General features: G+C 71.2%; 26 protein-coding genes. 12 read left to right on the top strand and 14 right to left on the bottom strand.

Annotated elements, in window-relative coordinates; genetic code table 11:
- Positions 1-46: 46 nt before the first annotated feature.
- Positions 47-1,858: an ABC transporter ATP-binding protein gene (locus tag DAETH_RS15490; RefSeq protein WP_264775772.1), complete on the bottom strand. Its 1,812-nt coding sequence runs from the start codon at positions 1,856-1,858 to the stop codon at positions 47-49.
- 131 nt (positions 1,859-1,989) lie between these two features.
- On the opposite strand from DAETH_RS15490, the gene DAETH_RS15495 reads away from it, so the two are divergent.
- Positions 1,990-2,433 carry an NUDIX domain-containing protein gene (locus DAETH_RS15495; RefSeq protein WP_264775773.1) on the top strand — a complete coding sequence of 148 codons (444 nt, stop codon included), beginning with the start codon at positions 1,990-1,992 and terminating at the stop codon, positions 2,431-2,433.
- Positions 2,430-2,996 carry an LOG family protein gene (locus DAETH_RS15500; protein WP_264775774.1) on the top strand — a complete coding sequence of 189 codons (567 nt, stop codon included), beginning with the start codon at positions 2,430-2,432 and terminating at the stop codon, positions 2,994-2,996. Before DAETH_RS15495 ends, DAETH_RS15500 begins: the two co-directional genes overlap by 4 nt.
- 12 nt (positions 2,997-3,008) lie before the next feature.
- Here DAETH_RS15500 and DAETH_RS15505 read toward each other — a convergent pair whose 3' ends face one another.
- The 3 genes from DAETH_RS15505 to DAETH_RS15515 all read right to left on the bottom strand — a co-directional run bounded on the left by DAETH_RS15505 (position 3,009) and on the right by DAETH_RS15515 (position 4,929).
- A complete protein-coding gene (locus DAETH_RS15505; RefSeq protein WP_264775775.1) occupies positions 3,009-3,962 on the bottom strand; it encodes a phosphotransferase family protein in 954 nt (317 codons plus the stop codon).
- Between the two features lie 108 nt (positions 3,963-4,070).
- Positions 4,071-4,340, bottom strand: coding sequence for a hypothetical protein (locus DAETH_RS15510; protein ID WP_264775776.1), 270 nt, complete (start codon positions 4,338-4,340; stop codon positions 4,071-4,073).
- A gap of 133 nt (positions 4,341-4,473) precedes the next feature.
- Positions 4,474-4,929, bottom strand: coding sequence for a peroxiredoxin (locus tag DAETH_RS15515; RefSeq protein WP_264775777.1), 456 nt, complete (start codon positions 4,927-4,929; stop codon positions 4,474-4,476).
- 202 nt (positions 4,930-5,131) lie between these two features.
- Between DAETH_RS15515 and DAETH_RS15520 the strand changes: the two genes are divergently transcribed.
- Together DAETH_RS15520 and chrA are read left to right on the top strand one after the other, a co-directional pair.
- Entirely contained in the window at positions 5,132-6,226 is a 1,095-nt protein-coding gene (locus DAETH_RS15520) for an acyl-ACP desaturase (protein WP_264775778.1), read from the top strand.
- Positions 6,227-6,395: 169 nt separating this feature from the next.
- On the top strand, positions 6,396-7,577 hold the full coding sequence (chrA, locus tag DAETH_RS15525) for a chromate efflux transporter (protein WP_264775779.1): 1,182 nt from the start codon (positions 6,396-6,398) through the stop codon (positions 7,575-7,577).
- Positions 7,578-7,664: 87 nt separating this feature from the next.
- On the opposite strand, the gene DAETH_RS15530 is transcribed toward chrA, so the two are convergent.
- Both DAETH_RS15530 and DAETH_RS15535 read right to left on the bottom strand, forming a co-directional pair.
- Complete coding sequence (locus DAETH_RS15530; protein WP_264775780.1) at positions 7,665-7,988, bottom strand: CxxCxxCC domain-containing protein; 324 nt, start codon at positions 7,986-7,988, stop codon at positions 7,665-7,667.
- Positions 7,989-8,067: 79 nt separating this feature from the next.
- A complete protein-coding gene (locus DAETH_RS15535; protein WP_264775781.1) occupies positions 8,068-9,162 on the bottom strand; it encodes a pyridoxal phosphate-dependent aminotransferase in 1,095 nt (364 codons plus the stop codon).
- Between the two features lie 109 nt (positions 9,163-9,271).
- On the opposite strand from DAETH_RS15535, the gene DAETH_RS15540 reads away from it, so the two are divergent.
- Both DAETH_RS15540 and DAETH_RS15545 read left to right on the top strand, forming a co-directional pair.
- Complete coding sequence (locus tag DAETH_RS15540) at positions 9,272-9,895, top strand: TetR/AcrR family transcriptional regulator (protein WP_264775782.1); 624 nt, start codon at positions 9,272-9,274, stop codon at positions 9,893-9,895.
- Complete coding sequence (locus DAETH_RS15545) at positions 9,892-10,227, top strand: hypothetical protein (protein WP_264775783.1); 336 nt, start codon at positions 9,892-9,894, stop codon at positions 10,225-10,227. The genes DAETH_RS15540 and DAETH_RS15545 overlap by 4 nt, the downstream gene beginning before the upstream one ends.
- Before the next feature lie 87 nt (positions 10,228-10,314).
- Here the strand turns inward: DAETH_RS15545 and DAETH_RS15550 are convergent, their stop codons facing one another.
- Together DAETH_RS15550 and DAETH_RS15555 are read right to left on the bottom strand one after the other, a co-directional pair.
- Positions 10,315-10,980, bottom strand: a complete 666-nt coding sequence (locus DAETH_RS15550) for an SRPBCC family protein (RefSeq protein WP_264775784.1) — start codon at positions 10,978-10,980, stop codon at positions 10,315-10,317.
- A 121-nt stretch (positions 10,981-11,101) separates the two neighbouring features.
- Entirely contained in the window at positions 11,102-11,413 is a 312-nt protein-coding gene (locus DAETH_RS15555; protein ID WP_264775785.1) for a hypothetical protein, read from the bottom strand.
- 132 nt (positions 11,414-11,545) lie between these two features.
- Here DAETH_RS15555 and DAETH_RS15560 point away from each other — a divergent pair, with 132 nt between their 5' ends.
- The 4 genes from DAETH_RS15560 (at position 11,546) to tmpR (ending at position 15,159) form a co-directional block, all read left to right on the top strand.
- Entirely contained in the window at positions 11,546-12,454 is a 909-nt protein-coding gene (locus DAETH_RS15560) for a DMT family transporter (protein ID WP_264775786.1), read from the top strand.
- Positions 12,451-13,956 (top strand): ABC transporter permease subunit, encoded by a 1,506-nt coding sequence (locus DAETH_RS15565; RefSeq protein ID WP_264775787.1) that lies wholly within the window; start codon positions 12,451-12,453, stop codon positions 13,954-13,956. Before DAETH_RS15560 ends, DAETH_RS15565 begins: the two co-directional genes overlap by 4 nt.
- 64 nt (positions 13,957-14,020) lie before the next feature.
- A complete protein-coding gene (locus tag DAETH_RS15570) occupies positions 14,021-14,431 on the top strand; it encodes an NUDIX domain-containing protein (protein ID WP_264775788.1) in 411 nt (136 codons plus the stop codon).
- Complete coding sequence (gene tmpR / locus DAETH_RS15575; RefSeq protein WP_264775789.1) at positions 14,428-15,159, top strand: bifunctional dihydropteridine reductase/dihydrofolate reductase TmpR; 732 nt, start codon at positions 14,428-14,430, stop codon at positions 15,157-15,159. Before DAETH_RS15570 ends, tmpR begins: the two co-directional genes overlap by 4 nt.
- 46 nt (positions 15,160-15,205) lie before the next feature.
- Here tmpR and DAETH_RS15580 read toward each other — a convergent pair whose 3' ends face one another.
- The 4 genes from DAETH_RS15580 to hemC form a co-directional block, all read right to left on the bottom strand.
- The gene (locus DAETH_RS15580) at positions 15,206-15,673 is read right to left on the bottom strand and encodes a YbaY family lipoprotein (RefSeq protein WP_264775790.1); all 468 of its coding nucleotides are present in this window, start codon (positions 15,671-15,673) and stop codon (positions 15,206-15,208) included.
- Between the two features lie 77 nt (positions 15,674-15,750).
- Positions 15,751-16,464, bottom strand: a complete 714-nt coding sequence (locus tag DAETH_RS15585; protein ID WP_264775791.1) for a hypothetical protein — start codon at positions 16,462-16,464, stop codon at positions 15,751-15,753.
- 96 nt (positions 16,465-16,560) lie between these two features.
- On the bottom strand, positions 16,561-17,541 hold the full coding sequence (locus tag DAETH_RS15590) for an asparaginase (protein WP_264775792.1): 981 nt from the start codon (positions 17,539-17,541) through the stop codon (positions 16,561-16,563).
- Between the two features lie 28 nt (positions 17,542-17,569).
- Positions 17,570-18,499, bottom strand: a complete 930-nt coding sequence (gene hemC / locus DAETH_RS15595) for a hydroxymethylbilane synthase (RefSeq protein WP_264775793.1) — start codon at positions 18,497-18,499, stop codon at positions 17,570-17,572.
- Positions 18,500-18,584: 85 nt separating this feature from the next.
- Here hemC and DAETH_RS15600 point away from each other — a divergent pair, with 85 nt between their 5' ends.
- Complete coding sequence (locus DAETH_RS15600) at positions 18,585-19,886, top strand: hemolysin family protein (protein WP_264775794.1); 1,302 nt, start codon at positions 18,585-18,587, stop codon at positions 19,884-19,886.
- A 102-nt stretch (positions 19,887-19,988) separates the two neighbouring features.
- Here the strand turns inward: DAETH_RS15600 and DAETH_RS15605 are convergent, their stop codons facing one another.
- The gene (locus DAETH_RS15605; protein WP_264775795.1) at positions 19,989-20,552 is read right to left on the bottom strand and encodes a DinB family protein; all 564 of its coding nucleotides are present in this window, start codon (positions 20,550-20,552) and stop codon (positions 19,989-19,991) included.
- A gap of 102 nt (positions 20,553-20,654) precedes the next feature.
- Positions 20,655-21,659 (bottom strand): tRNA dihydrouridine synthase, encoded by a 1,005-nt coding sequence (locus DAETH_RS15610; protein ID WP_264775796.1) that lies wholly within the window; start codon positions 21,657-21,659, stop codon positions 20,655-20,657.
- A 162-nt stretch (positions 21,660-21,821) separates the two neighbouring features.
- Here DAETH_RS15610 and DAETH_RS15615 point away from each other — a divergent pair, with 162 nt between their 5' ends.
- Positions 21,822-22,322, top strand: coding sequence for a GNAT family N-acetyltransferase (locus tag DAETH_RS15615; protein WP_264775797.1), 501 nt, complete (start codon positions 21,822-21,824; stop codon positions 22,320-22,322).
- The last annotated feature ends 3 nt before the right edge of the window (positions 22,323-22,325 follow it).

Below are 22,325 nucleotides of genomic sequence, written 5' to 3' on the forward strand. Positions count from 1 at the left end.
GCGATTTCCTCCACTCACCACTCCCCACTGCCCACGGACCGCTTTCTCACGCCAGCACCCCTTCCCCCACCACCTCGGCCCCGTCCCCCTCCAGACCCACCCGCAGCAGCCCCGCGTAGTGGCTCCCGGGGTCGCGAGCGAGGTCGGCGCGGGGGCCGTCCTCCAGCACCCGGCCCTCCCCCAGGACGAGGATGCGGTCGGCGCGGGCGACAGTCTCCAGGCGGTGCGCGATCACGATGGCGGTGCGTCCGGCGAGGAGGCGGGTCATCGCCCGGGTGAGCTGGGTCTCGGTGGCGGGGTCGAGGCGGCTGCTGGGCTCGTCGAGGATGATCACGGCGGGGTTGCGCAGCATGACCCGGGCGAAGGCGAGAAGCTGCGCCTGCCCCGCGCTGAGGCTCCCGGTGGGGAGGGGGGTGCGGACGCCATCGGAGAGGCGGTCGAGCCAGGAGCCCAGCCCCACCTCGCGCAGCGCAGCCTCGACCTGCTCGTCGGGCACCTCCGGGTCGAAGAAGCTCAGGTTGTCGCGCACGCTGGCCTGGAAGAGCTGCACGTCCTGGGTGACGACGGCGACGCGGGTCCGCAGGCTCTCCAGCCGCACCTCGCGGGTGTCGAGGCCGCCCAGACGCACATGCCCCTCGCTGGGATCGAACAGCCGCGAGACCAGCCGCGTCAGGCTCGTCTTGCCGCTCCCGGTGCGCCCCAGCAGGCCGAGGGTCTGCCCGGCGGGAAGGTGGAAGCTCACGCCCCCCAACACGGGCCGGACAGTGGGGTCCTCGGGGACATAGCTGAAGGTCACGTCCTCGAAGGTCAGGTCGAGGGGGCCGGGGGGCAGGTCGCGCGGGCCCCCCTGCAGGGCGGACCGGAGCTTCAGCAGTTCGCCCACCCTCACCAGGCTCGCCCCCGCCTTTTGCAGGTCCTGAAGTTGCTGGGTGAGCTGGTCGATAGGTTCTTCGACCATGCTCATGTACTGGTAGAAGAGGAAGGCGGTGCCCAGCGTGATCGCCCCCGCCGCGTACAGCCCGACCGCCGCGCCGAGCACGCCCACGTACCCGGCAGCGAAGAGGGCCATGCTGATCTGCCACACGATGCTCCGCCGCAACCACGACCCTATGCTGCGTTGAAAGAACTCGCGCTGCACCCGCAGGAAGCCGCGCAGGTGATGTTCGCCCGCCCCCAGCGCACGCACGTCCTCCAGGCCCGCCAGCCGCTCCTCCACGTAACCGAAGAGCCGGGCGCTGCTCTCGCGCTCAAGCCGGGTCGGCTCGATCCCCGCCCGCCGCGTCCGGTTGAGGGCGAGGAGCGTGACGAGGGCGAAGAGGGAGACGCCCAGCCCCACCCGCCAGTCCTCCAGGAAGAACATCACGAGGGCGCCGACGAGGAGGAGGGCCGCCCCGAACACCCGCACCGCGAACTGGGAAAAGAAGTTGCTCAGGGCCGTCACGTCGCCGTCGATGCGCTCGATCATCTCGCCGGGCGTGCGCTCCTGGTGCTCGCGCAGGTCGAGGGAGAGCATGTGACGCATCAGGTCGGCGCGCAATCTATTGGTGGCCGCCCATCCCACCTGCGCGCCCAGGTAGGTCGCCCCCGCCGTGAGGAGTTGCACCCCCAGCCCCAGCGCGATGTAGGCCCCGGCCAGCCGCATGAGCAGGCCCACATCCGCCCCCGCACCCAGCTTCACCCCGTCCACGAAGCGCGCCAACAGTTGTGGCAGCAGGAGGTTCAGGCCCGTCCCCGTCAGCAGCAGGGCGGCGAGCGCCATGACCTGCCAGCGCAGCGGCCCCAGGTACTCGCGCAGCACGCGCGCGGCCTCGGAGCGCGGCGGGGACGGGGCGGCTGGAGGAGAGGGCACGCCTTGCATCTCCCCAGGCTAGAGCACCGGGGGGAGGCGAGCATCCGCCGAGTGGCGCAGTGAGGTCGCAGGCTTCTCAAACACGCCCAAACCGAGGGTCAAACGAGGAACCTGCGAGGAGGGCCGTGATACAACGCCCTATGCCTGCGCCCGAAACCGTGACGCCTGCCTCAGCCAGCACGCCCCGTGTGGGCGTCGGCGTGCTGATCCTCAACGATGCCGGTGAGGTTCTGCTCACCCTCCGCAGGCGGGCCCCGGAGGCGGGCTGCTGGAGCATCGCGGGCGGCAAGGTGGAGTTCATGGAGACCCTGGAGGAGACGGCGGTGCGCGAGGCACACGAGGAAACGGGCCTCCACGTCGAACTCGTGCGCCTGCTGTGCGTGACCGACCACCTTGTTCCCGCCGAGGGCCAGCACTGGGTCGCCCCCGCCTACCTCGCGTGCATCGTCGGGGGACAGCTCTCCAATCCCGAGCCGGAGAAGACGGAGGAGGTGCGCTTCTTCTCACCCGGCGCTCTGCCCGGGAACCTGACGCTCACGGCGCAGAACGCTCTGGCAGCCCTGCGGCGGGAAGGCGGGGCGTGAGGCAAGTTGGGGTGTTCCTGGGCGGCAGCGGGGCGGCAAAAGAGGTGTATGTGGAGGCCGCCCGTCACCTCGGGCGGGAGCTGGCCCGGCGGGGGCTGACGCTGGTGTACGGCGGGGGACGTATCGGACTGATGGGGGTCATTGCCGACGCGGCGCTCGCGGCGGGCGGGCAGGTCATCGGCGTGATCCCGCGCCACCTCGTCGAGCGCGAGGTCGCCCACCCGGGCCTGAGTGACCTGCGCGTGGTGGGAGACATGCTCGAACGCAAGGCGCTGATGGCCGAGCTCTCGGACGCCTTTCTCGCCCTACCGGGAGGGTACGGGACGCTCGACGAGCTGTTCGAGATGCTCACCTGGACGCAGATCGGCACCCAGGCCAAGGCCTGCGGCGTGCTGAATGTCGCCGGGTACTACGACCCCCTCCTCGCCTGGGTGGACCACGCCGTCCGGGAGGGCCTGGTGCGCCCCGGCCACCGCGACCTGCTGCTGTCGGGTGACGACGTGGGAACGTTGCTGGACGACCTCGCCGCCTGGACGCTGCCAGAGATGCCCCGCTTGGCGTGATCCCGGGCGTGGTCAGCCCACGCCGAACAGCGCCGCCCCGACCGTCTCCCAGTCGCGCACCCCCTCCGCTCCCAGGTCCGCGAGGAGAACCGGCCACTCATCCGGGTAATACAGCAGCGCGCGGGCGGTCGCCTCCCTCACGTCGTCCGGGGTGAGGTTCGGGGCAGAACCCCAAGCGCGGCGGGCGGCGGGATCGCGGCGGAACTGGTTCACGGCGGGCGAGATGAGGTCGTGGGCCGGGGGACCCAGGCGGGCGTCGCTCCAGTCGATCAGGGCGGTCAGGGTCACGCGGCCATTTCGGTTCTCGCACAACAGGTTCAGGAAGTTCAGGTCCCCGTGGAGCAGGACGTGGGAGCGGGCGAACCCGGGTCCAGCGCGCAAGACATGTTCCAGAAAGGCCGCCGCACCCTCACGCAGAGCGGGCGGGGCACGCAGCTCGCGCGGCAGTTCGAGTCCCTGAACGAGGAGCAGGCCCGGCCAGTCGAAGTGCAGTGCGGCGGCGGCAGCGGGACCGGGTTGAATCGCTTGGACTTCGCGCATGAGCGCCGCCTGTTCCCCCGCGAGCCGCGCCCGCTCGGTGTCCGGCAGGTCCCACCAGACCTCGCGCAGGGGGCGACCGGGCAGCCGGGCCGTGACCACGTAGCGCCACGTCCCCAGTTCTCCGGCGGCCACGACCTCCGGTGTCGGCAGCGGCAGGCAGTCCTGCACCAACCGCAACGCCGCTCCCTCGCGCCGCGCGTCCCCGGACCACAGGGGCGGCACGAGTTTGACCACCACGTCACTCAGGGCGAAGACGGCATTCTTGCCGAGCGGAAAGCGGCGAAACTCGCCCGGCGGCAGGGCGTGGCGGGCACGCACCTCCTCCAGCGCCGACCTCCAGGGGGCGAGGGGCTGGGCGTGCAGGGCCACGAACGCGTCGTAGAGCGCTCCGTCGGGCAGGCCCCAGGCGTCGGGGGATGGATTCATGGACTGAGCGTAGACAGGCGCGGCAGTTCACGCCTCTGCCACAAGGCGGAGCCCTCACAAGGTCTGGGCTCCTCGCCCTTCACCGCAGGACCACTCCGGGGCCACTCCTCAGCGCCAGAAGTTCATCGCCATCTGGTAGAGGTCGAACTGCCACTCCGGCGTGTGCTGGATGAGAAGGTGCGCCGCTTCCAGGGAGTGCCGCCGCCCGGTCGCGTCCACGAAAAAGGCCTCCTCTTCCTGACTGTTCAGCGTCCAGCCCAACCAGTCGAGAACACGGCGGGACGTGGCCTCTCGCGTGTCGTCGTCGAGCAGGAGGCCGTGAAAATCACCGAAGGTCACGTCCCACCAGAAGAACCCGGAGTGGACCAGCCTAGGCACCCCCTCCTGGCCGCAGGCGGGACAGGGCACCCTCATTCCCAGCCGGAAGTGCTCAAGTGGGAATCGGGCCCGGCAGCGCACGCACTCCACGGTGTCCGGCGTCGCGTGGCGCTGGGAGTTCACCACATGGCCTCTACAGCGCCGCGAGCTTCCCCAGCACGACCTCCGGCCTGACCGTGTACTCGCTCGTCTTCGCCTCCACATGCTCGAAGCGCACGACGCCCGCCCGGTCGATCAGGAAGACGGCCCGCCCGGTGATGCCGCGCTCGTCGATGGCGACCCCGTACTGGCGGGCCACGTTCAGGTTCATGTCGGCGAGGAGGGGGACCTCGATGCCGTACTCGGCGGCCCAGGCCTTGTGAGCGTACACGCTGTCGCGGTTGACCCCCAGGACCACGGCGCCCGCCTCGGCGAAGTCGTCCTGGCGCCCGGAATACTCGGGAAGCTGCATGGAGCACACCGGGCTGAAGTCGAGGGGGTAGAACACCAGCACCACGTGCTTGTGCCCCCGGTAACTGCTCAGGGTCACCGGCTCGCCGCTCGTGGAGGGCAGCGTGAAATCGGGCGCGGACTGACCGAGAAGACTCATGGCGAGAGTGTAGCGGCCCCCAAGCGGCGGGAAATGGAGCTGGGACGGGCTCCTCTAGCCCTGCCCACCCCACGAAGGGTGAAGGTCCGCTCCAGGTTTGTACCGCGTCCCCATTCGCCGCCCCTCTGCGGGAGGGGGGGTAGCCTGTCCCCGTACCGTCCCCACCCTGCATCACCTCCCCGGGACGGCAAGGAGTCCCCTGATGGCCGACATCATGCCCCCCAACATGCTCAACGAGCGCCCGCGCACCCCCGCCGGGCTGCTGAGCAACCAGGAAAAAGACCGATTGATCGAACGCGGCTTCCTCGGGCTGTACCGCTGGTACACTGCCCGCAGCCAGGAGACGCGCAACTGGAACCCCGACCAGAGCTTCGACTGGCGGGCGATGAGCAAGACGCTGCCTCCCGAGATCATCACCGTGATCCAGGGCTTCTTCGCGGTCGAGCAGTACGCGCCGGACTTCACCAGCCAGCTTATGCATGTCGTGCGGCGCTCGCACGGGCGCAGCCACTTTCAACTGCGCTGGGGCAGCGAGGAGGAGAAGCACGCCGACGCCTGGGAGAACGCGGTGCTCTTTTCCGAGCAGCGCAGCCCCGAATGGATCGCCGAGTACAAGGAGCGGCTGCGCTCGCAGGTCTGGGAACTGCCCTTTCCCGACGCCATCCACAACCTCGCGTATACCGTGTTTCAAGAGCGGGCCACCCAGCTCAACTACCTGAACATGATGAAGATCGCCCAGGGCAAGAGCGAGAAACCGCACCTTGCGGGCGTCACCGACGCCGTGCTCGCCAAGGTGTCCCAGACCATCGCAGTGGACGAGGCCGCGCACTACAACTTCTTCCTTGAGGGCCTGCGGATGTATCTCTACTACTACCCCGAGCGCACGCTGGAGTCGATCAAGAACGTGATCGGGCAGTTCTCGATGCCCGCCGCGCAGCTCGTGCCCGACTGGCAGGAGTTCTACGAGACGGTCTACCGCGCCGGGATCTACGGCCCGCGCGACTTCAACCGCGACGTGATGCAGATCGCCTTCCGCAACCTCGGCATCGAGAGCCGCAAGGCGCTGGAGGAGGGCATCAAGAAGACCCGCGAGGTGCCCGACTTCGACGGAGCCAACCACAAGACGACCGCCATCTTCGACACCTTCGACTACGGCCAGGTCGAGGGCGACGTTCGGCGGTTGCACGTCAAGATTCAGGAGTACGAGAAGAGCTTCGGCATGGACCGGCTCGACCCGACCGTCTTCGTGGAAAACCCCGCCGTGCCGAAGAAGGACGGGCAGGCAGCGGACGACTGAGGGGGAGCGGCCAGCCGCCAGCGAAGATAATGAGGCTCCTGCTTAGGTGGGGGCCCTTCCCTTTGGCATGAGGATCGTGCGGAGGTATTTGGCTCACGCTTTGCTTGGGGGGTGACAGGACAAGCCCCGTGAACCCCGCCCTGACCTTCTCCCGCTACGCTGAGGGCTGATGCGCGCCCTGGACTTGAAAAGCTCCGCAGGAGAGGTCTTCACGGTGTTCCTGCGGCTGGGGCTGACCAGTTTCGGGGGACCCGTGGCGCACCTGGGGTACTTCCGCTCGGAAATCGTCGCCCGTCGCGGCTGGCTCAGCGAGGCCGGGTACGCGGACGTGGTGGCGCTCGCCCAGTTCCTGCCGGGACCCGCGAGCAGCCAGACGGGGATGGCGGTGGGCCTGCTGCGGGCCGGGTGGGTGGGGATGCTCGCCGCCTGGGTGGGCTTCACCCTGCCGAGCGCGCTGCTGATGTTCGCCTTCGCGCGGGGGGTGGCGGGGGCGGGGAACCTGGGGGACGCGGGGTGGCTCGCGGGCCTCAAGGTCGCGGCGGTCGCCGTCGTCGCGCAGGCGGTGGTGGGGATGTGGGGCAGCCTCGTCACGGACCGGCTGCGGGCGGGGCTGGCGCTGGGGGTGGCGGCGGCGCTCGTGCTGGTGCCGGGAGCTTTCGCGCAGGTGGCGGCGCTCGTGGCGTGTGCCGTGGTCGGGTGGCGCTTTCTTCCGGCGGGTACGGGGGGAGGGGGCAGCCTGCCCCGCGTCCCCGTTCCCCGCCGGGTGGGCGCGGCCTTGCTGCTTGTCTGCGGGGGGCTGCTTCTGCTCCTCCCCTTCCTCGCGCCGCTGGGGGCCGGGTGGGCGCTCGCGGACGCGACCTTTCGGGCGGGCGCCCTGGTGTTCGGCGGGGGGCATGTGGTGTTGCCGCTGCTGGAGACGGGCTTCGTCCCCCGCTTCCTGCCGCACGAAACCTTCGTCGCCGGGTACGGGGCGGCGAACGCGGTGCCGGGGCCGCTCTTCACCTTTGCCACCTACCTGGGCGCGGCGCAGACGGCGCTCCCGGCCTGGGTGGGGGCGGGCATCGCCACGGTCGGCGTCTTCCTCCCCGGCGCACTCCTGATGGCGGGCGCCCTCCCCTTCTGGGCCTCGCTGGCCGCCCGCCCGGCCGCGCGTTCGGCGCTCGCCGGTCTGAACGCGGGCGTCGTGGGCCTGCTCCTCGCCGCCCTGTACGACCCGGTCTTCACGTCCGGCGTCCGTGGCCCGCGTGAGGTTGCCCTGGCCCTGCTCGCCTACGCGGGGCTGACGGCGGGGCGGCTTCCGGCCTGGGCGGTCGTGGGAGCCTGCGCGGGGCTGGGGTGGGTGGCGTTGTGAGGTGACTCCTCAGCGGGCTGGCCCTGCTCGTCTTTGCCCCAGCTGCGAGGACGGGCAGGCGGAGGACTTCGCCGGGCTGCCCCTCACCTACCGGGGGGAACCGCTCAAATTCCTGACCGGGGCTTCCTTCTCCAACCCGTAAATCTGGAGGAACCGGGTCACCCGCGCCGCCAGGGTGGGGAGGGGCGCGACCTCCCCGCACACCCAGTCGGGCCGGTAGTTGCGGCAGACGGCGGGCCGCGCCGCGTAAACGCCGCACAGGCAATCCGGTCTCAGGTGGACGCACTTTACCCCCAGCGGCTTGCCGAGCGCGTGGATGTCGGGCGCCGCGCAACACGCCCCGCAGGCCGTGCAGCTCCGCACGAGCGGGGAGCGGGGCGGGAGGTCGGGGGGAGCGGTGAAGAGGTCCATAGGCGGGTCGTCGGGGCAAGGCTAGGGCCGTTTCCCGCGCCGATGTGTGACGTGGGCCGGGACAGCCCACCGGCCTCCCCTACCGGAAGTCCCGAGCCGCCGCCAGGAACACGTCGTTCTCGGCAGGTGTGCCGATGCTCACCCGCAGGCAGCCTTGCAACCCCGGCAACTTGTCCTGACGCCGAACGACGATGCCGTGCGAGAGGAGGTGCCGGTAGGCGGCGTCGGCGTCCGGCGTCCGCAGCAGGAAGAAATTGGCCTGGCTCGGGTGGGCCCGCCAGACCGGATGACCGCCGAGGGCGGCCAGCACCCGCTCCCGCTCCGCCACGACCTCGCGGGCGCGGTCCTCGACGTAGCCCGGATGTTCGAGCGCCACCTCCAGCGCCGTCTGCGCGAGCAGGCCCACGTTGAAGGCCGAGACGAGCTTCTGGACGTGCGCGGCGAGGGTCGGCGTGCTCAGCGCGTAACCCAGCCGCACGCCCGCCAGCCCCCACGCCTTGCTGAAGGTCCGCAGCCCGATCCGGTTCCCGCCCGCCCGGATCAGGTCCCGGTAGTCCGTGCCGCTGAACTGGTGGTACGCCTCGTCGAGGACGACGACCCAGCCCTGCGCCGCCTCCACCAGCTCGCGCACGGCCGCCTGGGGGTCCGCGAAACCTGTCGGAGCGTGGGGCTGGGTGACGTACAGGACGCCGGGGGGGTTCTCGCGCAGGGCGGCCTTGAGTCCCTCCACCGGCAGCGAGAAGTCGGCCCCAAGCGGCACCTGCACGAGCCGCGCCCCGAGAAGCTGCGCCTCCAGGGTGTACACGCTGAAGGTGGGACTCACCGTGACAACCGTCTGCCCGATGCCCGCGAGTTCGGTGAGGAGCTTGATGAGGACGTTGCTCCCCGGCGTGACGACCACGCCCTCCGGGTTCCAGCCCTCGAAGGCGGCGATACGCTCGCGCAGGGTGTCCGCGTGCAGGTCCGGGTAGCGGTTCCAGGGCCGGGCGAGCATCCGCTCGGCGGCGAGGGCCTTAAGTTCTGCGGGGAAGTCGTAGGGACTCTCGTTCTGGTCGAGCTTGATGGGCGCGTCGACCGGCGTGAAGGGGTACGCGGGCACGGCGCGCACGGCGTCGCGCACGCCCACCGGATCGTTGGGGGACTCGGCCGTGCGGGGGAGGGACTCGGAGGTCATGGGGCTCATTCTTCCACCCGTTCCCCGCCGCGCGTCTACCCAGGCCAAACGGGCGTTCGTTTCCCCCGTGCTACCCTTGCGGAATGTGCTCCCCGAGGGGGCTTTTCCCGTGACCGACCTTCCCGCCGACTCCCCGACTCCTACCCGCACCCGCCGAGAGCAGATTCAGGACGTGGCGGGCCGCCTGTTTTCCGAGCGCGGCTACCACGCGACGAGCATGCGCGACCTCGCCGGGGAACTGGGGATGCAGGGGGGCAGCCTGTACGCGCACATCAGCGGGAAGGAGGAACTGCTCGTCGAGATCGTGAACCGGGCGGCGCGGCAGTTCGACGCGGCCCTCTTCACCCTGCGGGGCGAGCCCCTTCCGGCCGACGTGAAGCTGCGCGAGGCGATGTACCGCCACCTGCGGGTGGTCGCCGACAACATGGAGAGCGCGACCGTCTTCTTCCACGAGTGGAAACACCTCTCGCCGGGGGCCTACCGCCACGTCACCGACTGGCGCGACACCATCGACGCCTTCTACCGCGACCTCGTGCGGCAGGGCATCGGCGAAGGTATCTTCCGGGCCGACCTCGACGTGAGGATGGCCGCCAACCTGATCCTCTCGGCCGTGAACTGGGCGTACACGTGGTACCGCCCCGGCGGCCCCCTCTCGCCGCGCGACGTGGCGGAGGGGTACGCGGACATGCTCTTCGGCGGCCTGCGTGCCCCGCCCACGGAGGCCGGTCGATGAGCCACCCCACCGTCACCGTTCGCATCCGCGACGCCCTGCGGTACGCCCAGGGTCGGGCAGCGAAACTGAGCCGCACCCAGCAGCTCGAACTCGGCCCCGACCTCTTCATCCGCATCGCGCCGGGGGGGCGCCGCTTCCTGCTCTTCTCCCTGGACGGCGAGCCGGATAATGCCACCGCCCGCGCCGTCGCCGAGGCGCTGGACCTCAGGGACCCCCAGTACGGCTGGCACCAGGGGGCGACCCTGCGCTCGCTGACGGTGGTGGAGGCGGGATCGGAGCATGTGCCCGAGACGCCGGGGGGCGGCGAGGGCAACGGGGAAACGGGAGCCTGACGCGGAGGGCGTTGCACCTACTCCAGTCACCCTGGGCACCACAAGAAGGAAGCGGCGGCCCGCAAGCCACCGCCCCTTCCCTCACCCTCAGTTCGCCGGGTTCGCGCCCTCGAAAGTCGTCTTGAACTTCTGCAAATCCTCCGCGATCTGCTGACTGGGCTCCTCGCCGAAGAGCTTGGCGACGGCCGCGCCCAGCGCCCCGGCGGGCGGGCGGTAGGACAGCGCCACGTGAACGCGGGTGCCGCCGTTCGGCAGGTTCTCGAACTGCACGCTGCCCGCGTTGTCCACCGTGGCGCCGGGGAGCGAGTGCCAGCCGATGCGCTCGCCGGGCTTGTCGTTCACGATCTCGGCCTCCCACTCGACGTGGGTGCCCAGCGGCGCCTTGGCCACCCAGCGGCTGCGGCGCTCGTCGAGGACGGTGACGCTCTCCAGGTGGCTCATGATGCGGGGCAGGTTCTCCAGCTTGCGCCAGTAGTCGTACACCTGCTGCGCCGGGCGGTCCACCACGACGCTGTGCTCCACGAAGATCGGCTTGGCCGCCGCCGTGTTGCCGCTCAGGCCCGCCGCCGCCATCACCGGGTCGTTGCCGGTCGCCGCGCGGTACGTGAGGTACCCGCCCACCGCCGCCATCCCCAGGCCCAGAATGCCGCGCCGACGCAGACCCATCAGCATCAGGGCACCGCCCGCCGCCCCGCTGATCAGGCGGCCCTGGTCCATGCTCTTGCCCTGCTCACCGCTGTTCGTATTCGTCATGAAGGATCCCTCCGCTCCGGGCAGTCTAGGCGGCGTTCTCATGGACCCGGTGAATACTTCCCCAAGTCACATTAAAGAGCTTCCCCACTCGGAGCAGGCTCGCCGGGTGGGTGCGCGGCGCTCAGCGGTTCTCGTTCCGGTCGTCGCCGCTCGCCCCGATGATGTCGGCCTCGTGTCCCTCCCCGCCGGGGCTGAGCATCCCGCTGTTGTCCATCTGCCGAGCGGGGTCGCTCTGCCCGTCGGCGGGAAGGGCGCCCGACTGACCCGAGCCCGCGTACCTGTCCTCGACGGCCTGGGTGGCGTTCCGGTCAGCCTGGGTCGCCGGGCCGCCGGGCAGGGAGGGGTCGAGGTTGGTGTTGGCGTCGGGCGCATTGTCGCCAGCGCCCATATACGACTCGTTCGTTGCGCCGGAGCCCTTGTTGCGTTCGTCCATAGGAAACCTCCTGGGGCGGGTGGTCGGGCTGTACTTCTGAGAAGGCCATGCTCCCTGGCTGGCACGCGGGGCGGATGTGCCCGCCTTGAACCCCCGCTCACGCTCCCCGGCGTCCGCGCTACGCTGGCGGGTGTGAGCCGCTCCGTCTCCTCCCGCGCGCCGCAGGTCGGCCGCCTCGACACCCTCTCGCTGGGAGCGATCCTCGTCACCCTGGTGTTCTGGGCGTCGGCGTTCGCGGGCATCCGCGCGGGGCTCTCGGCCTTCACGCCGGGGCACCTCACGCTCTACCGCTTCCTGGTGGCCGGGGTGGCCCTGGCCGTGTACGCGGTCATCGCGCGTATTCCCGTGCCGCCCGCGCGGGACCTGGGGCAGATCTTCGTGCTCAGCCTCGCGGGGATCACCCTCTACCACCTCCTCCTGAACTACGGCGAACTCAGCGTGCCCGCCGGGACGGCCAGCCTGATCGTCGCGGCGGGGCCGGTGATCACGGCGCTGCTCGCCACCCGTTTCGCGGGGGAGCGGCTGAACGGGCTGGGGTGGCTGGGCACGGGAATCAGCCTGGGGGGCGTCGCCCTGATCGTCCTCGGGCGCGGGGAGAGCGTGGAGTTCACGCACGGGGCGCTCCTGATCCTGGCGGCGGCCTTTTTCACCAGCCTGTACTTCGTGTTCCAGCGCGCCCTCCTGAGGCGGATGAATCCCCTCCACTTCACGGTCTGGAGCCTGCTGCTGGGCACCGTGCCCATGCTCGCCTTCCTGCCGGGCTTCAGGGCGCAACTCACGGCGGCCCCCCTCCCCGCCCACCTCGCGGTGATCTACCTGGGCCTCTTCCCGTCGGTCGTCGGGTACCTCACCTGGACCTTTGCGATCTCGCGGGTCGGCGCGAGCACGACCACGTCCTTCCTGTACGTCAGCCCGGTCCTCGCCATCGGGATCGGGTGGCTGTGGCTGGGGGAGGTGCCGGGCCTGATCAGCCTGATCGGCGGCCTGATCGCGGTCGCGGGCGTGGTTCTGGTGAACACGCGGGGGAGGCCCGCCCCGTGACCGGAACCCACGAGAGGGGCCGCGCGGAGGCCCCCCGGCAGGACCCGCCCGCCGCCATCCGGCTCGACGGGGTGACCGTGCGGCTGGGCGGCCTGACGATCCTCGACCACATCTCGCTGACGGTGCCGCACGGCGAGTTCCTGGCGGTGATCGGCCCGAGCGGCGAGGGCAAAAGCACCCTGCTGCGCGTGCTGGCGGGGCTCCTCAGACCCCAGTCGGGCAGGGTCGAGGTCGCCTCGCCCCCCGCGCTGATGTTTCAGGACAACCGGCTGCTGCCGTGGCGCACCGCCCTGCGGAACGTGCGGTTGCCGCAGGACCTGGGAGCGGGCGGCGGCCTGGAACCGAAGGAAGCCCTGCACCTCGTCGGCCTGGATCACTACGCGGGCTACTTCCCGGCCCAGCTCTCGGGGGGAATGCGCGCCCGGGTGGCCCTCGCCCGCGCTCTCGCCCAGAGCGGCGACGTGCTCCTCCTCGACGAGCCCTTCGCGGCCCTGGACGCGCTGGTACGCGAGCGCTTCAACGCCGAGTTACGCCACCTCCACGACAAGACGGGCCGCACCACCGTTCTCGTGACCCATTCCATCCGGGAGGCCGCCACCCTCGCCGACCGGGTGGCCGTGCTGCGCGCGGGGCGCATCGTGGAGGTCCTGGACACCCGGCAGAAGACGCACGCGCCCGTCGCCAGTCCGGTCGAGGCGCACCTGCGCTCGCTTCTGGGCGCCGGGGACTCCACCCGGGTGCGCGTGGAGCCCCGGGGCCGCGTTCGCCTGGGCTGGCTCGCCCCCGCCGCCGCCCTGCTCGTGGGGCTGGGGCTGTGGACGCTGGGGGCCCGGGTGCTGAATCAGCCCTTCCTCCTCCCCGGCCCCGGGCAGGTGTGGGCGGAGTTCGCCAAGACCCCCGGCGAGTTCCTGGCCTTCACCTGGGGCACGGCGCGGGTGGCCCTCCTCGGGGCGCTGCTCGGCAGCCTCGTCGGGGCCCTGATCGGCTACCCCCTGGGCAAGTCCCGCTCGCTCGAACGCTTCCTGAGCCCCTTCATCGTCGCCTCGCAGAGCACGCCCATCGTGGTGCTCGCGCCGCTCTTGATCACGTGGTTCGGGTTCGAGATCGTCCCCGCCGTGCTCGTCAGCGCCCTGAGCGCCCTCTACCCCGTCATGGTCGCCACCATCGTCGGGGTGCGGGAGGTCCGGCCCACCGACCACGAACTCTTCTCCACCCTGCGGGCGGGCCCCTGGCAGCGGCTCACCCGCCTCGAACTCCCCTCCGCCCTGCCCGTCATGCTCGGCGGCCTGCGGCTGGCCCTGAGCCTCGCCCTGATCGGCGCTGTGGTGTGGGAGTTCGTGAGCAACCAGCCCGGCCTGGGCTTCGCCGTCAACCAGGCCCGCGCGTACTACAACACCCCCCGCCAGTTCGCCGCCATCGCGCTGCTGATCCTCCTCGGGGTGGCGCTGTACGGCGCGGTCGTGGCGTTGGAGCGGCGGGTGCTGCGGCACCGGGGGGGGTAGCGGGGCGCGGTTTGTGTCGCATCCTCCGCGTCCCGCCCCCCGGGCACCGCGTACTCTGCCCCCTATGGAAAGGCCAATCGTCTGCGTGGGGGCGCTCGTGTGGGACCCCGAAGGCCGCGTCCTGCTCGTCCGCACGACGAAGTGGCGCGGCCTGTGGGGGGTGCCGGGCGGCAAGGTGGAGTGGGGCGAGACGCTCACGGCGGCAGCCCTGCGTGAGTTCTGGGAGGAGACGGGCCTGCGGCTGCGCGACGTGCGCTACGCCCAGACCCAGGAGGCCGTGCTGAGCCCCGAGTTCCACAAGCCCGCCCACATGATCCTGGTGGACTTCTTCGCCCGAACCGACGATCCCGGGGTCACCCCCAACGAGGAGATCGAGGAGTGGGCGTGGGTGCCCCTGGGGGAGGCTGCGGGCTACTCCCTGAACACCGTCACCCGCACGCTCGTCGAGCTGGCCCTGAGGCAGGGCGAGGCGTGACGGGCGGAGGGGAAAAGGGCACGGCCCTCGTCACCGGGGCGGCGCGGGGGATCGGGCGGGCCCTCGCCGTCGCCCTTGCCGCCGAGGGGTACGCGGTGGCCGTCCACTACCGGGGCAGCGAGGCGGACGCGCGGGAGACGGCCCGGCTGTGCGAGCGGGAGGGCGTGCGGGCGACCATCCTTCAGGCCGACCTGACCAGTCCGGCGGCGGCCCGCGCCCTCGTCCGCCAGGCCCACGCCGCCTTTCCGGAATCACCCCTCGCCGTCCTCGTGAACAACGTGGGCAACTACGTCCACCGCCCCCTGCTGGAGACGACCGACGCCGAGTGGGCGGACATGCTCACCACCAACCTCACCGCCCCCTTCGCCACCTGCCAGGAGGCCGCTGGGCCCATGCGTGAGGCGGGTTTCGGGCGGATCGTGAACCTGGGGTACGCGGGGGCGCGGCACCTCGTCGCCCGGCCCGGCATCGTCCCGTACCTGATCGCCAAGACCGGCGTGCTGCACCTCTCGCACGCGCTCGGCCGGGTGCTGGCCGGAACGGGCGTCTCCGTGAACGTCGTGTCGCCCGGCGTGATCGAGACCTCGGTGAGCCAGCCCCTGCGCGAGATCCCCGCCGGGCGCGTGGGCACCGTGGCCGAACTCGTGGACGCCGCCCTGTACTTCGTGCGGGCCAGCGACTACGTGACCGGGCAGGAGCTGGAGGTGGCGGGGGGGTGGAATCTTTAGGAGCGGTCAGCTCTCAGCAGGTATGGCTGACCGCTGATCGCTCTCCTCACCGCACCGCGCTCACCAGCACATCCTGCACCGCGTTCTGCGCCGTGGGGAGCGGCTGACGGGTTGTCGTGCGGTAGAGAAGACGGCCGCCCGGGGCCGTCACGCGGGCGGTCACGGCGTAGGCGCGGCCCGGACGCAACCGCCCCGGGTTGAACTGGAGCTGGTACGGGGTCGAGAGGCGGCTGACGGGAAAGCTCGCCTGCACGCGGGAGAGGCTCGGCCCGTCCTGGCGGGATACGTCCTCCAGGCTGACCGTCACCGTGCTCCCGGCGGGCAGACGCACCTCGGCGGGGGCGCGGACCCGGCCGCTGATCACCCGCCACCCGTCGGGCAGGTCGGCAGGCACGGCGGGGAGGAGCGAGGACGGAACGCTTGAAGCGGGCGCCGAGGGGCGGGTGATCGTCATTTGCGCCAGGGCGCCCGGGGCGAGCAGCGCGGCGAGCACGAAGAGGGGGCGAAGCTTCATGGGATCAGGTTAGAGCATCCGGCCGGGGGACCGTGCCTCCGCGCGCCGGGGTGCCCCCGGGCGACCCCCACCCCGCTTCACTTGGCGCTGGGCAGCATCCGTTGCGGGGCGAGGAGCGGGACGGACGACACCTGCTGAGCGGTCACGACCGCGTCCGCCGCAGCCCGGGCCTCGGCAAAAGCTCCCGGAAGGTCCTGGCCGAACTTCATGTCGGGCGTAGCGTCCACCTGCACAAAGGCCACCTTCACCGGCTGCCCCTCGGTTCCGGGCTCCTGCACCCACGTCCCGGACCCCGCGATGACCGCATGACCCTGGGCATTGGCCGCGACCTTGTCGTCACTGTCGAGAATTCCCAGACGGTTGGCGGTTCTGGTGGCGTTGCCGAAAATCGCCGAGAGCTTGGGCTGGCCGTCCACAAGGAAGGTGCTGATCACGCCGTAGCTCCCATCGTAGACGGTCGTGCAGTTGGCGTCCGCGCACACGAACCCCTCACCCACCCCGCCGTTCTTGGCGCGGGCGGTGGGCATTCCGCGCTGGGTCACGCTCAGGGCGCCCAGGCGGTAGGAACCGTCGAGCAGCCTCACGGCCCACACCCAGTCGCCGTAGTAGGGAACGCGTGAGTCCGACGACTCCACCGCCGACGGACCGGGGTTGTAGGGGTAGGACGAGCCTCCAGAGGTGCCGCCGCCGGGGTTCTCCCCACCGGAGGTGCCGTCCGGGGGCGTTGACCCACCCCCACCGCAGGAGACGAGACCGAGAAGGAGGACGCCGACGATGGCTGGGTATTTCATAGCTTTTCTCCTTGATGAGCTTGACCAACACTAAGTGCTCTGAACTTTGACCATCGGTTGATCAAGGGCAGTTGCCCGACGAGCGGGGCTGCGGCCTCAGAAGGCCCCCTCCTCGAACACCTGCCGAATCTCCTCCCGAGTCTTCCCCAGGCTCAGGAGCACCATCAACAGGAGGCGGGCCTTGTGCGCGTTCAGGAAGCTCGCGGGAATCGCCCCCGCCGCCACCAGGGTTGCCCCGCCGCCCGGGTAACCGTAGACGGGGATGACCGGCCCGGCGTGGGTGCGGGTGGCGATCACCACGGGCTTGCCGCCCCCGGCCGTCCGCGCGACGAGGGGCAGCAGTTCGGCGGGCAGGTTCCCCGTGCCGAGCGCGGCGATGACCGACCCGTCCGCGCGCTCCTCGGCCCCCGCGTACCCCTCCCCCGTCCAGCCCGCGTAGGCGTACAGGATTTCGACGCGTGCGGTCAGCGCCGCCGGGTGATAGGTGGGCCGCGCCTCGGGCCGGGCGAAGAAGCGGACGTGGGGCGTGGCGCCTGCGCGGTCGATGCGGCCGATGGGTCCCGGATACCCTCCGAAGGCGTCCACGGCGGTCGTGTGGACCTTGGTGACCGTGCGCGCGTCGAAGATGTCCCCGCCGAAGACGACGAGCGGCCCGCGCCCCCGGCTCGCCGGATGCAGGGCGACGTGTGCGGCGTCGAGGAGGTTGCCGGGCCCGTCCCACGAGACCTCCTCCGCGTGGCGCATACTTCCCGTCAAGACCACGGGGGTCTGGACGCCGAGCGTCAGGTGCAGCAGGAAGGCCGTCTCCTCCAGCGTGTCCGTGCCGTGCGTGACCACCACCCCGTCGTGCTCGGGGGCGAGCCCGGCGATCAGGTGCGAGAGGGCCAGCATGTGTGCGGGCGTGACGTGCGGGCTGGGGAGGTTGAAGGGCCGGAGGTCGTGCACTAGGGCGCCCGGCAGCCCCGAAACGGTCGGGGCGACCTGCGGGGTCACCCCCACGCCGTCCGGGCTGGGGCGGCTGGCGATGGTGCCGCCCGTGTGGACGACCGCGAGCCGCCGGGTCGAGGGCCCAATCACCGCCGCCGGAGGGGAACGGACGGCAACCTCACACCCGCACCGAGTCGATGAGGTCCCGCGCCCCCTGCCCCAGCATGTCGGCGGCGAGTTCGGCGCCCAGGTCGGCGCACTCGGAGGGATCGCCCGAGGTCGTCGCGCGGATCACCTTGCTGCCGTCCACCGCGCCGACCCAGCCCTCCAGGGTGAGGACACCGCCCTTGACGCTCGCGTGGGCCCCCACCGGGGCGAGACAGCCCGCCCCCAGCCCCGCCAGGAACTCGCGCTCGGCGGTCACCCGGTCGTCGGTGCCGTGGTCGTGAATCGCGTAGGCGACCTCGATGTTCAGGTCGTCGTCGGCGCGGGTCTCCAGGGCGAGGGCTCCCTGACCCGGCGCCGGGAGCAGGACGTCCGGCTCGATGAATTCGTCGATGCGGTGGCGCTGCTCGGTGCGGATCAGGCCCGCCGCCGCGAGGATGATCGCGTCGTAGTCGGAGGTGCCCAGGGCCGCGAGGCGGGTGTCGATGTTGCCCCGCAGGTTGATGACCTCCAGGTCGGGGCGGTAGGAGCACAAGAAGGCCCGTCTACGCACGCTGCTCGTGCCCACCCGGGCGCCGGGGGGCAGGTCGGCCAGACGCTTCATGCCCTCCCGGCCGATGAGGACGTCGCGGGCGTCCACCCGTTTGGGGATCGAGGAGACTTCCAGCCCCTCCGGCTGTTCGGTGGGCAGGTCCTTGAGGGAGTGGACCGCGATGTCGACTCGGCCCGTCAGGAGGGCGTCCTCGATCTCCTTGACCCAGAAGCCCTTGTCGCCCTTTTGCGCCATCTGTTCCAGGCTGCCCCGGTTGCGGTCGCCCCCCGTGCTGATGGTCTGAATGCGGAAGTCCGTGTCGGGCCATTCCTCCTTCAGGCGGGCGACCACCCAGCGGGTCTGCGCGAGCGCGAGGTTGCTGCCGCGCGTCCCTATCGTGACCGTACGCATAACCCGCGCAGTATAGCCTCCCCGCCCGCCTCCCGTCAGGAACGCGTGAAGGAAAGCTCACCCGGGCGCCCCTACACTGCCCCCTGTGGGCAATCCCCTGCTGGAATTCGGCATCCTCGTTCTGCTGCTCCTGGTCAACGGCTTCTTCTCGGGCTCGGAACTGGGGGTGGTCTCCGCCAAGAGATCGCGGCTGGAGGCGGAGGCGGCCCGGGGCAACCGGGGAGCGGCGGCGGCCCTGCGCCTGACCGAGCGGCCCGGGGCCTTCCTCGCCACCGTGCAGATCGGCATCACATTGATCGGGACCGTCAGCGCGGTCTTCGCGGGAGGCAGTCTCACCCGCTACCTCGAACCGCTGCTGCGCCCCCTCTTCGGGGCGGCGTCGGGCTCGGCGGCGGGCATCGCCGTCGTCCTGCTCGTCACCTTCCTGTCCCTGGTCCTCGGCGAACTCGCGCCCAAGGGAGTGGCCCTGCGCAACCCCGAGGCGCTGGCAATCCGGGTCGCGCCCTTTTTCACGGTGCTGTCAAAGGTCACGCGCCCGGTCGTGTGGATTCTGGAAACCACCTCGCGTGGGCTCCTCGCCCTCTTCGGGATGAGGGGGGAGGCCGCCGAGTTCGTCACCGAGGAGGACGTGCGGGCCATCGTGAATCAGGCGGCCGAGAGCGGCAGCCTGGAGGCGACCGAGACGGAACGCATCGAGTCGGTGCTGCGCTTCAACGACCGCCGGGTGCGCGACCTGATGACTCCCCGGGGGGACGCCGTGACCCTCGACCTCAGCGCGCCCACCGGGGAGGCGGTGGAGACGGTCCTCGCCCACGAGCACGACCGCTACGCGGTGCGGGACGGCAAGGGTGAGGTGGTGGGGCAGGTCGCCGTGGCGGACGTGCTGCGCTCGCTGCACACCGGGCAGCCGCTCGCCAGCTTCGTGCGGCCCGCCGCATTTCTCCCCGAGACCGCCTGGGCGGAGGACGCCCTCGCCCGCCTGGAGCGCGAGGGGCAGCAGCGCCTCGCCGTCGTGGTGGACGAGTACGGCGAGTTCAGCGGGGTGCTCTCGATCAGCGACCTCCTCGCCGAACTCGCCGGGATGGAGGACCCCGAGGAGGAGGGCCTGATCGTCCGGCGGGGCGACGGCACCTTTCTGGTGGACGGCGGCGTCCCGATGCACACCCTGCGCGAGACGCTGCCCCTGCCCCCGCTCCCCCGCGAGGAGTTCAGCACCCTCGCCGGGTACGTGCTGGAGGTCCTCGGCGAGTTCCCGCAGGTCGGCTCGGCTATCCGGGTGGAGGACTGGGAGGTCGAGGTCGTGGACGTGGACGGCCCCCGCGTGGACCGCCTGCTCGTCCGCCCCCCGCGCGACTTCTTGCCGCCCCCCCGCGACGGGGAAGACTGACCCGGCGCCTCCCGCCACAAGGAGAAGAACGCCCCCTCCCCGGGCAAAAGCGCCGGTCTGTTCCTGACTCCTGTGGCCTGGCGACTTCCCCCAGGAGCGCGTCTAGAATTCGTCGTCGGCGATGAGTTCGGGCTCGGGCTCACCGGCTGGGGCGGGGGCGGCGGTGTGGGGGCGGGCGAAGCGCAGGTAGTCGAGCCAGGGCGGCGTGTGCCCGAGCTGACGGATGAGCAGGACGATCTGGGCGGTGTGGCGGACCTCGTGGGTCATGACGTTCCACATGAGCTGGTCGAGGGTGACGGTGTCGCTGGCCGGGTCATCCTGCACGAGTTTGATCTCGCGGTCGAGGTCGGGCTCGCCCTCCAGGAAGCTGCGGGTGAGGTCCCCCACCTCGCGCCCGTAGTCGATGATCCAGCCCAGGTCGTACTGCTCGGCGCGGGGCTGAATCCAGTCGTGCGGGTAACGCCCGGCCACGCTGTCCCCCAGCGCGATGCCGTGGACCCAGTGGTCCTCGACGTCGGTGACGTGCAGCAGCAGGTCCTTGATGTTGTGGAAGCGGTCCCCGTCGATCAGGTGCTGATCGAGATCGCTGCTCGGGAGTGCCCGCAGAAAATTCCATAGCTGCTCGCGGGCGGCGGACAGGTAGGCGTAGTATTCGCGGACGTTCATGGCCACCCTCAGCATACTCTGCCCCTTCTCACGCGGCGTGAAGACATTTACATCTTCCCCGAGCCCCCGCCCGTTTCCCCGCCCGAAACCCTGGCAGAGGCCTTATCCGGCGACAGCCACGTCTCGACTCGCCGGACGGCTTGTGGGCGCCCGGTCCTCACCGATAAGCAGCGGGGTCAGGACCCGGGTCACGTCCTCCAGCGTCTCGACCACCACCAGGGCGCCCCGCAGCTCGGGAAGGTCGGGGAGGTACTGCGGGAGCACCTTGCGCAGGGGGCGCATGTTCGTCAGCCCCCGGCGGCCTTTGCCATAGAAGGCCGCCTGCAACTCGGCGTGGCGCAGAGCGGTGCGGACGCGCTCCCCCAGCGAGGGAGGTGTGTCGTCCCCCGTGGCGAGCGAGCGGAAAATCCAGGGGTTGCCCACCGCGCCGCGCCCGATCATGACCGCCGCGACCCCCGAGCGCAGCCGCTCACGGGCCTGGGACGCGCTTCCCACGTCGCCGCTGCCGACCACGGGCACGTCCACGCTCGCCGCGACCCGGGCGATGGCGTCCCAGTCGGCCTCGCCCGTGTACCGCTGGGCGCTCGTGCGGCCGTGGACGGTGATCAGGGCCGCGCCCGCCGCCGCGAGCCCCCGGGCGACCTCCACGCTGCGGTCGGTGTCCCACCCCAGACGAATCTTGGCGCTCACGTCGAGGGCGGTCGCCGAACGCATCGCCCGCACGAGTTCGTACGCGACCTCGGGCGTCTGGAGGAGGCAAGCACCCCCCTTGCCGCGCACCTTGGGCACCGGGCAACCCATGTTGAGGTCGAGGGCGGCGGGGGCGAACCAGCCCTCGACCTTGCCCACGGCCCGCGCCAGAATCTCCGGCTCGGCGCCGAAAAGTTGAACCACCCGCCCTTCCTCGCCGGGGTACGGGCGGCCCAGCGAGAGGTTCTCCGAGTCGCCACCCAGGACGAGGCCCCGGGCGCTAATCATCTCGCTGACCGTCCACAGGGCGCCCTGCTCGGCGGCGAGTTGCCGCAGCGGCGCGTCGCTGTAGCCCGCCATCGGCGCGAGGACGGCTCCCGGGCGGGCGAGGCGGGCGGCGTAGAAACCGGGGCTCATCCGGGCAGGGTAGCGCACCCCCACCCCCCGTGCGTGAACACGGACCCAAGCGACCCGGTAGCCGAATTCACGCGCTGGACGGGGGAGACGGGGGTATCCTGAACCCAGTCCGGCCTCTTCCCCATCTCCTTCAACCCGCCCGCCGGACGGGAGGCACCCGACTTGAGAGTCACGCCGCTGGCGCTGCACCACGCGCCGCTGCTTCACACGCTGTACGCCGCCGCGCCCGGCTACTTCGCCCTGCTCGGCACCCGCGTCCCCTCCTTCGCGGAGGTCCAGCGGGACGTGGAGATCGCCCTCCTCGACCCCCGCCGTCACCTCGAACTCCTCCACGACGCCGCCGGGGAACTCGTCGGCAGCCTCGACTGCAAGCAGGACTACCCCAATCCCGGTGACCTCACCATCAACCTGCTCCTGATCCGCGAGGACCGCCAGTCGCAGGGGCTGGGCGAGCGGGCCGTGCGCGACCTGGAACGCCGGGTTCCGCGCGGCACCACCCGCATCCTGGCCTCGGTCCTGGGGGAGAACCCCCGGGGCGCCCGTTTCTGGGAACGCCTGGGCTACACCTTCGCCCTCGACGCCCGCCCCTCCCTGACGTGGTACGCCAAGCCCCTTTCCGTCCTGCCCACCCAGCCGGGGGGAGACAGCCTGCGCGCGGTCTGAACG

Source organism: Deinococcus aetherius, from assembly GCF_025997855.1.
Taxonomy (GTDB): Bacteria; Deinococcota; Deinococci; order Deinococcales; family Deinococcaceae; genus Deinococcus; species Deinococcus aetherius.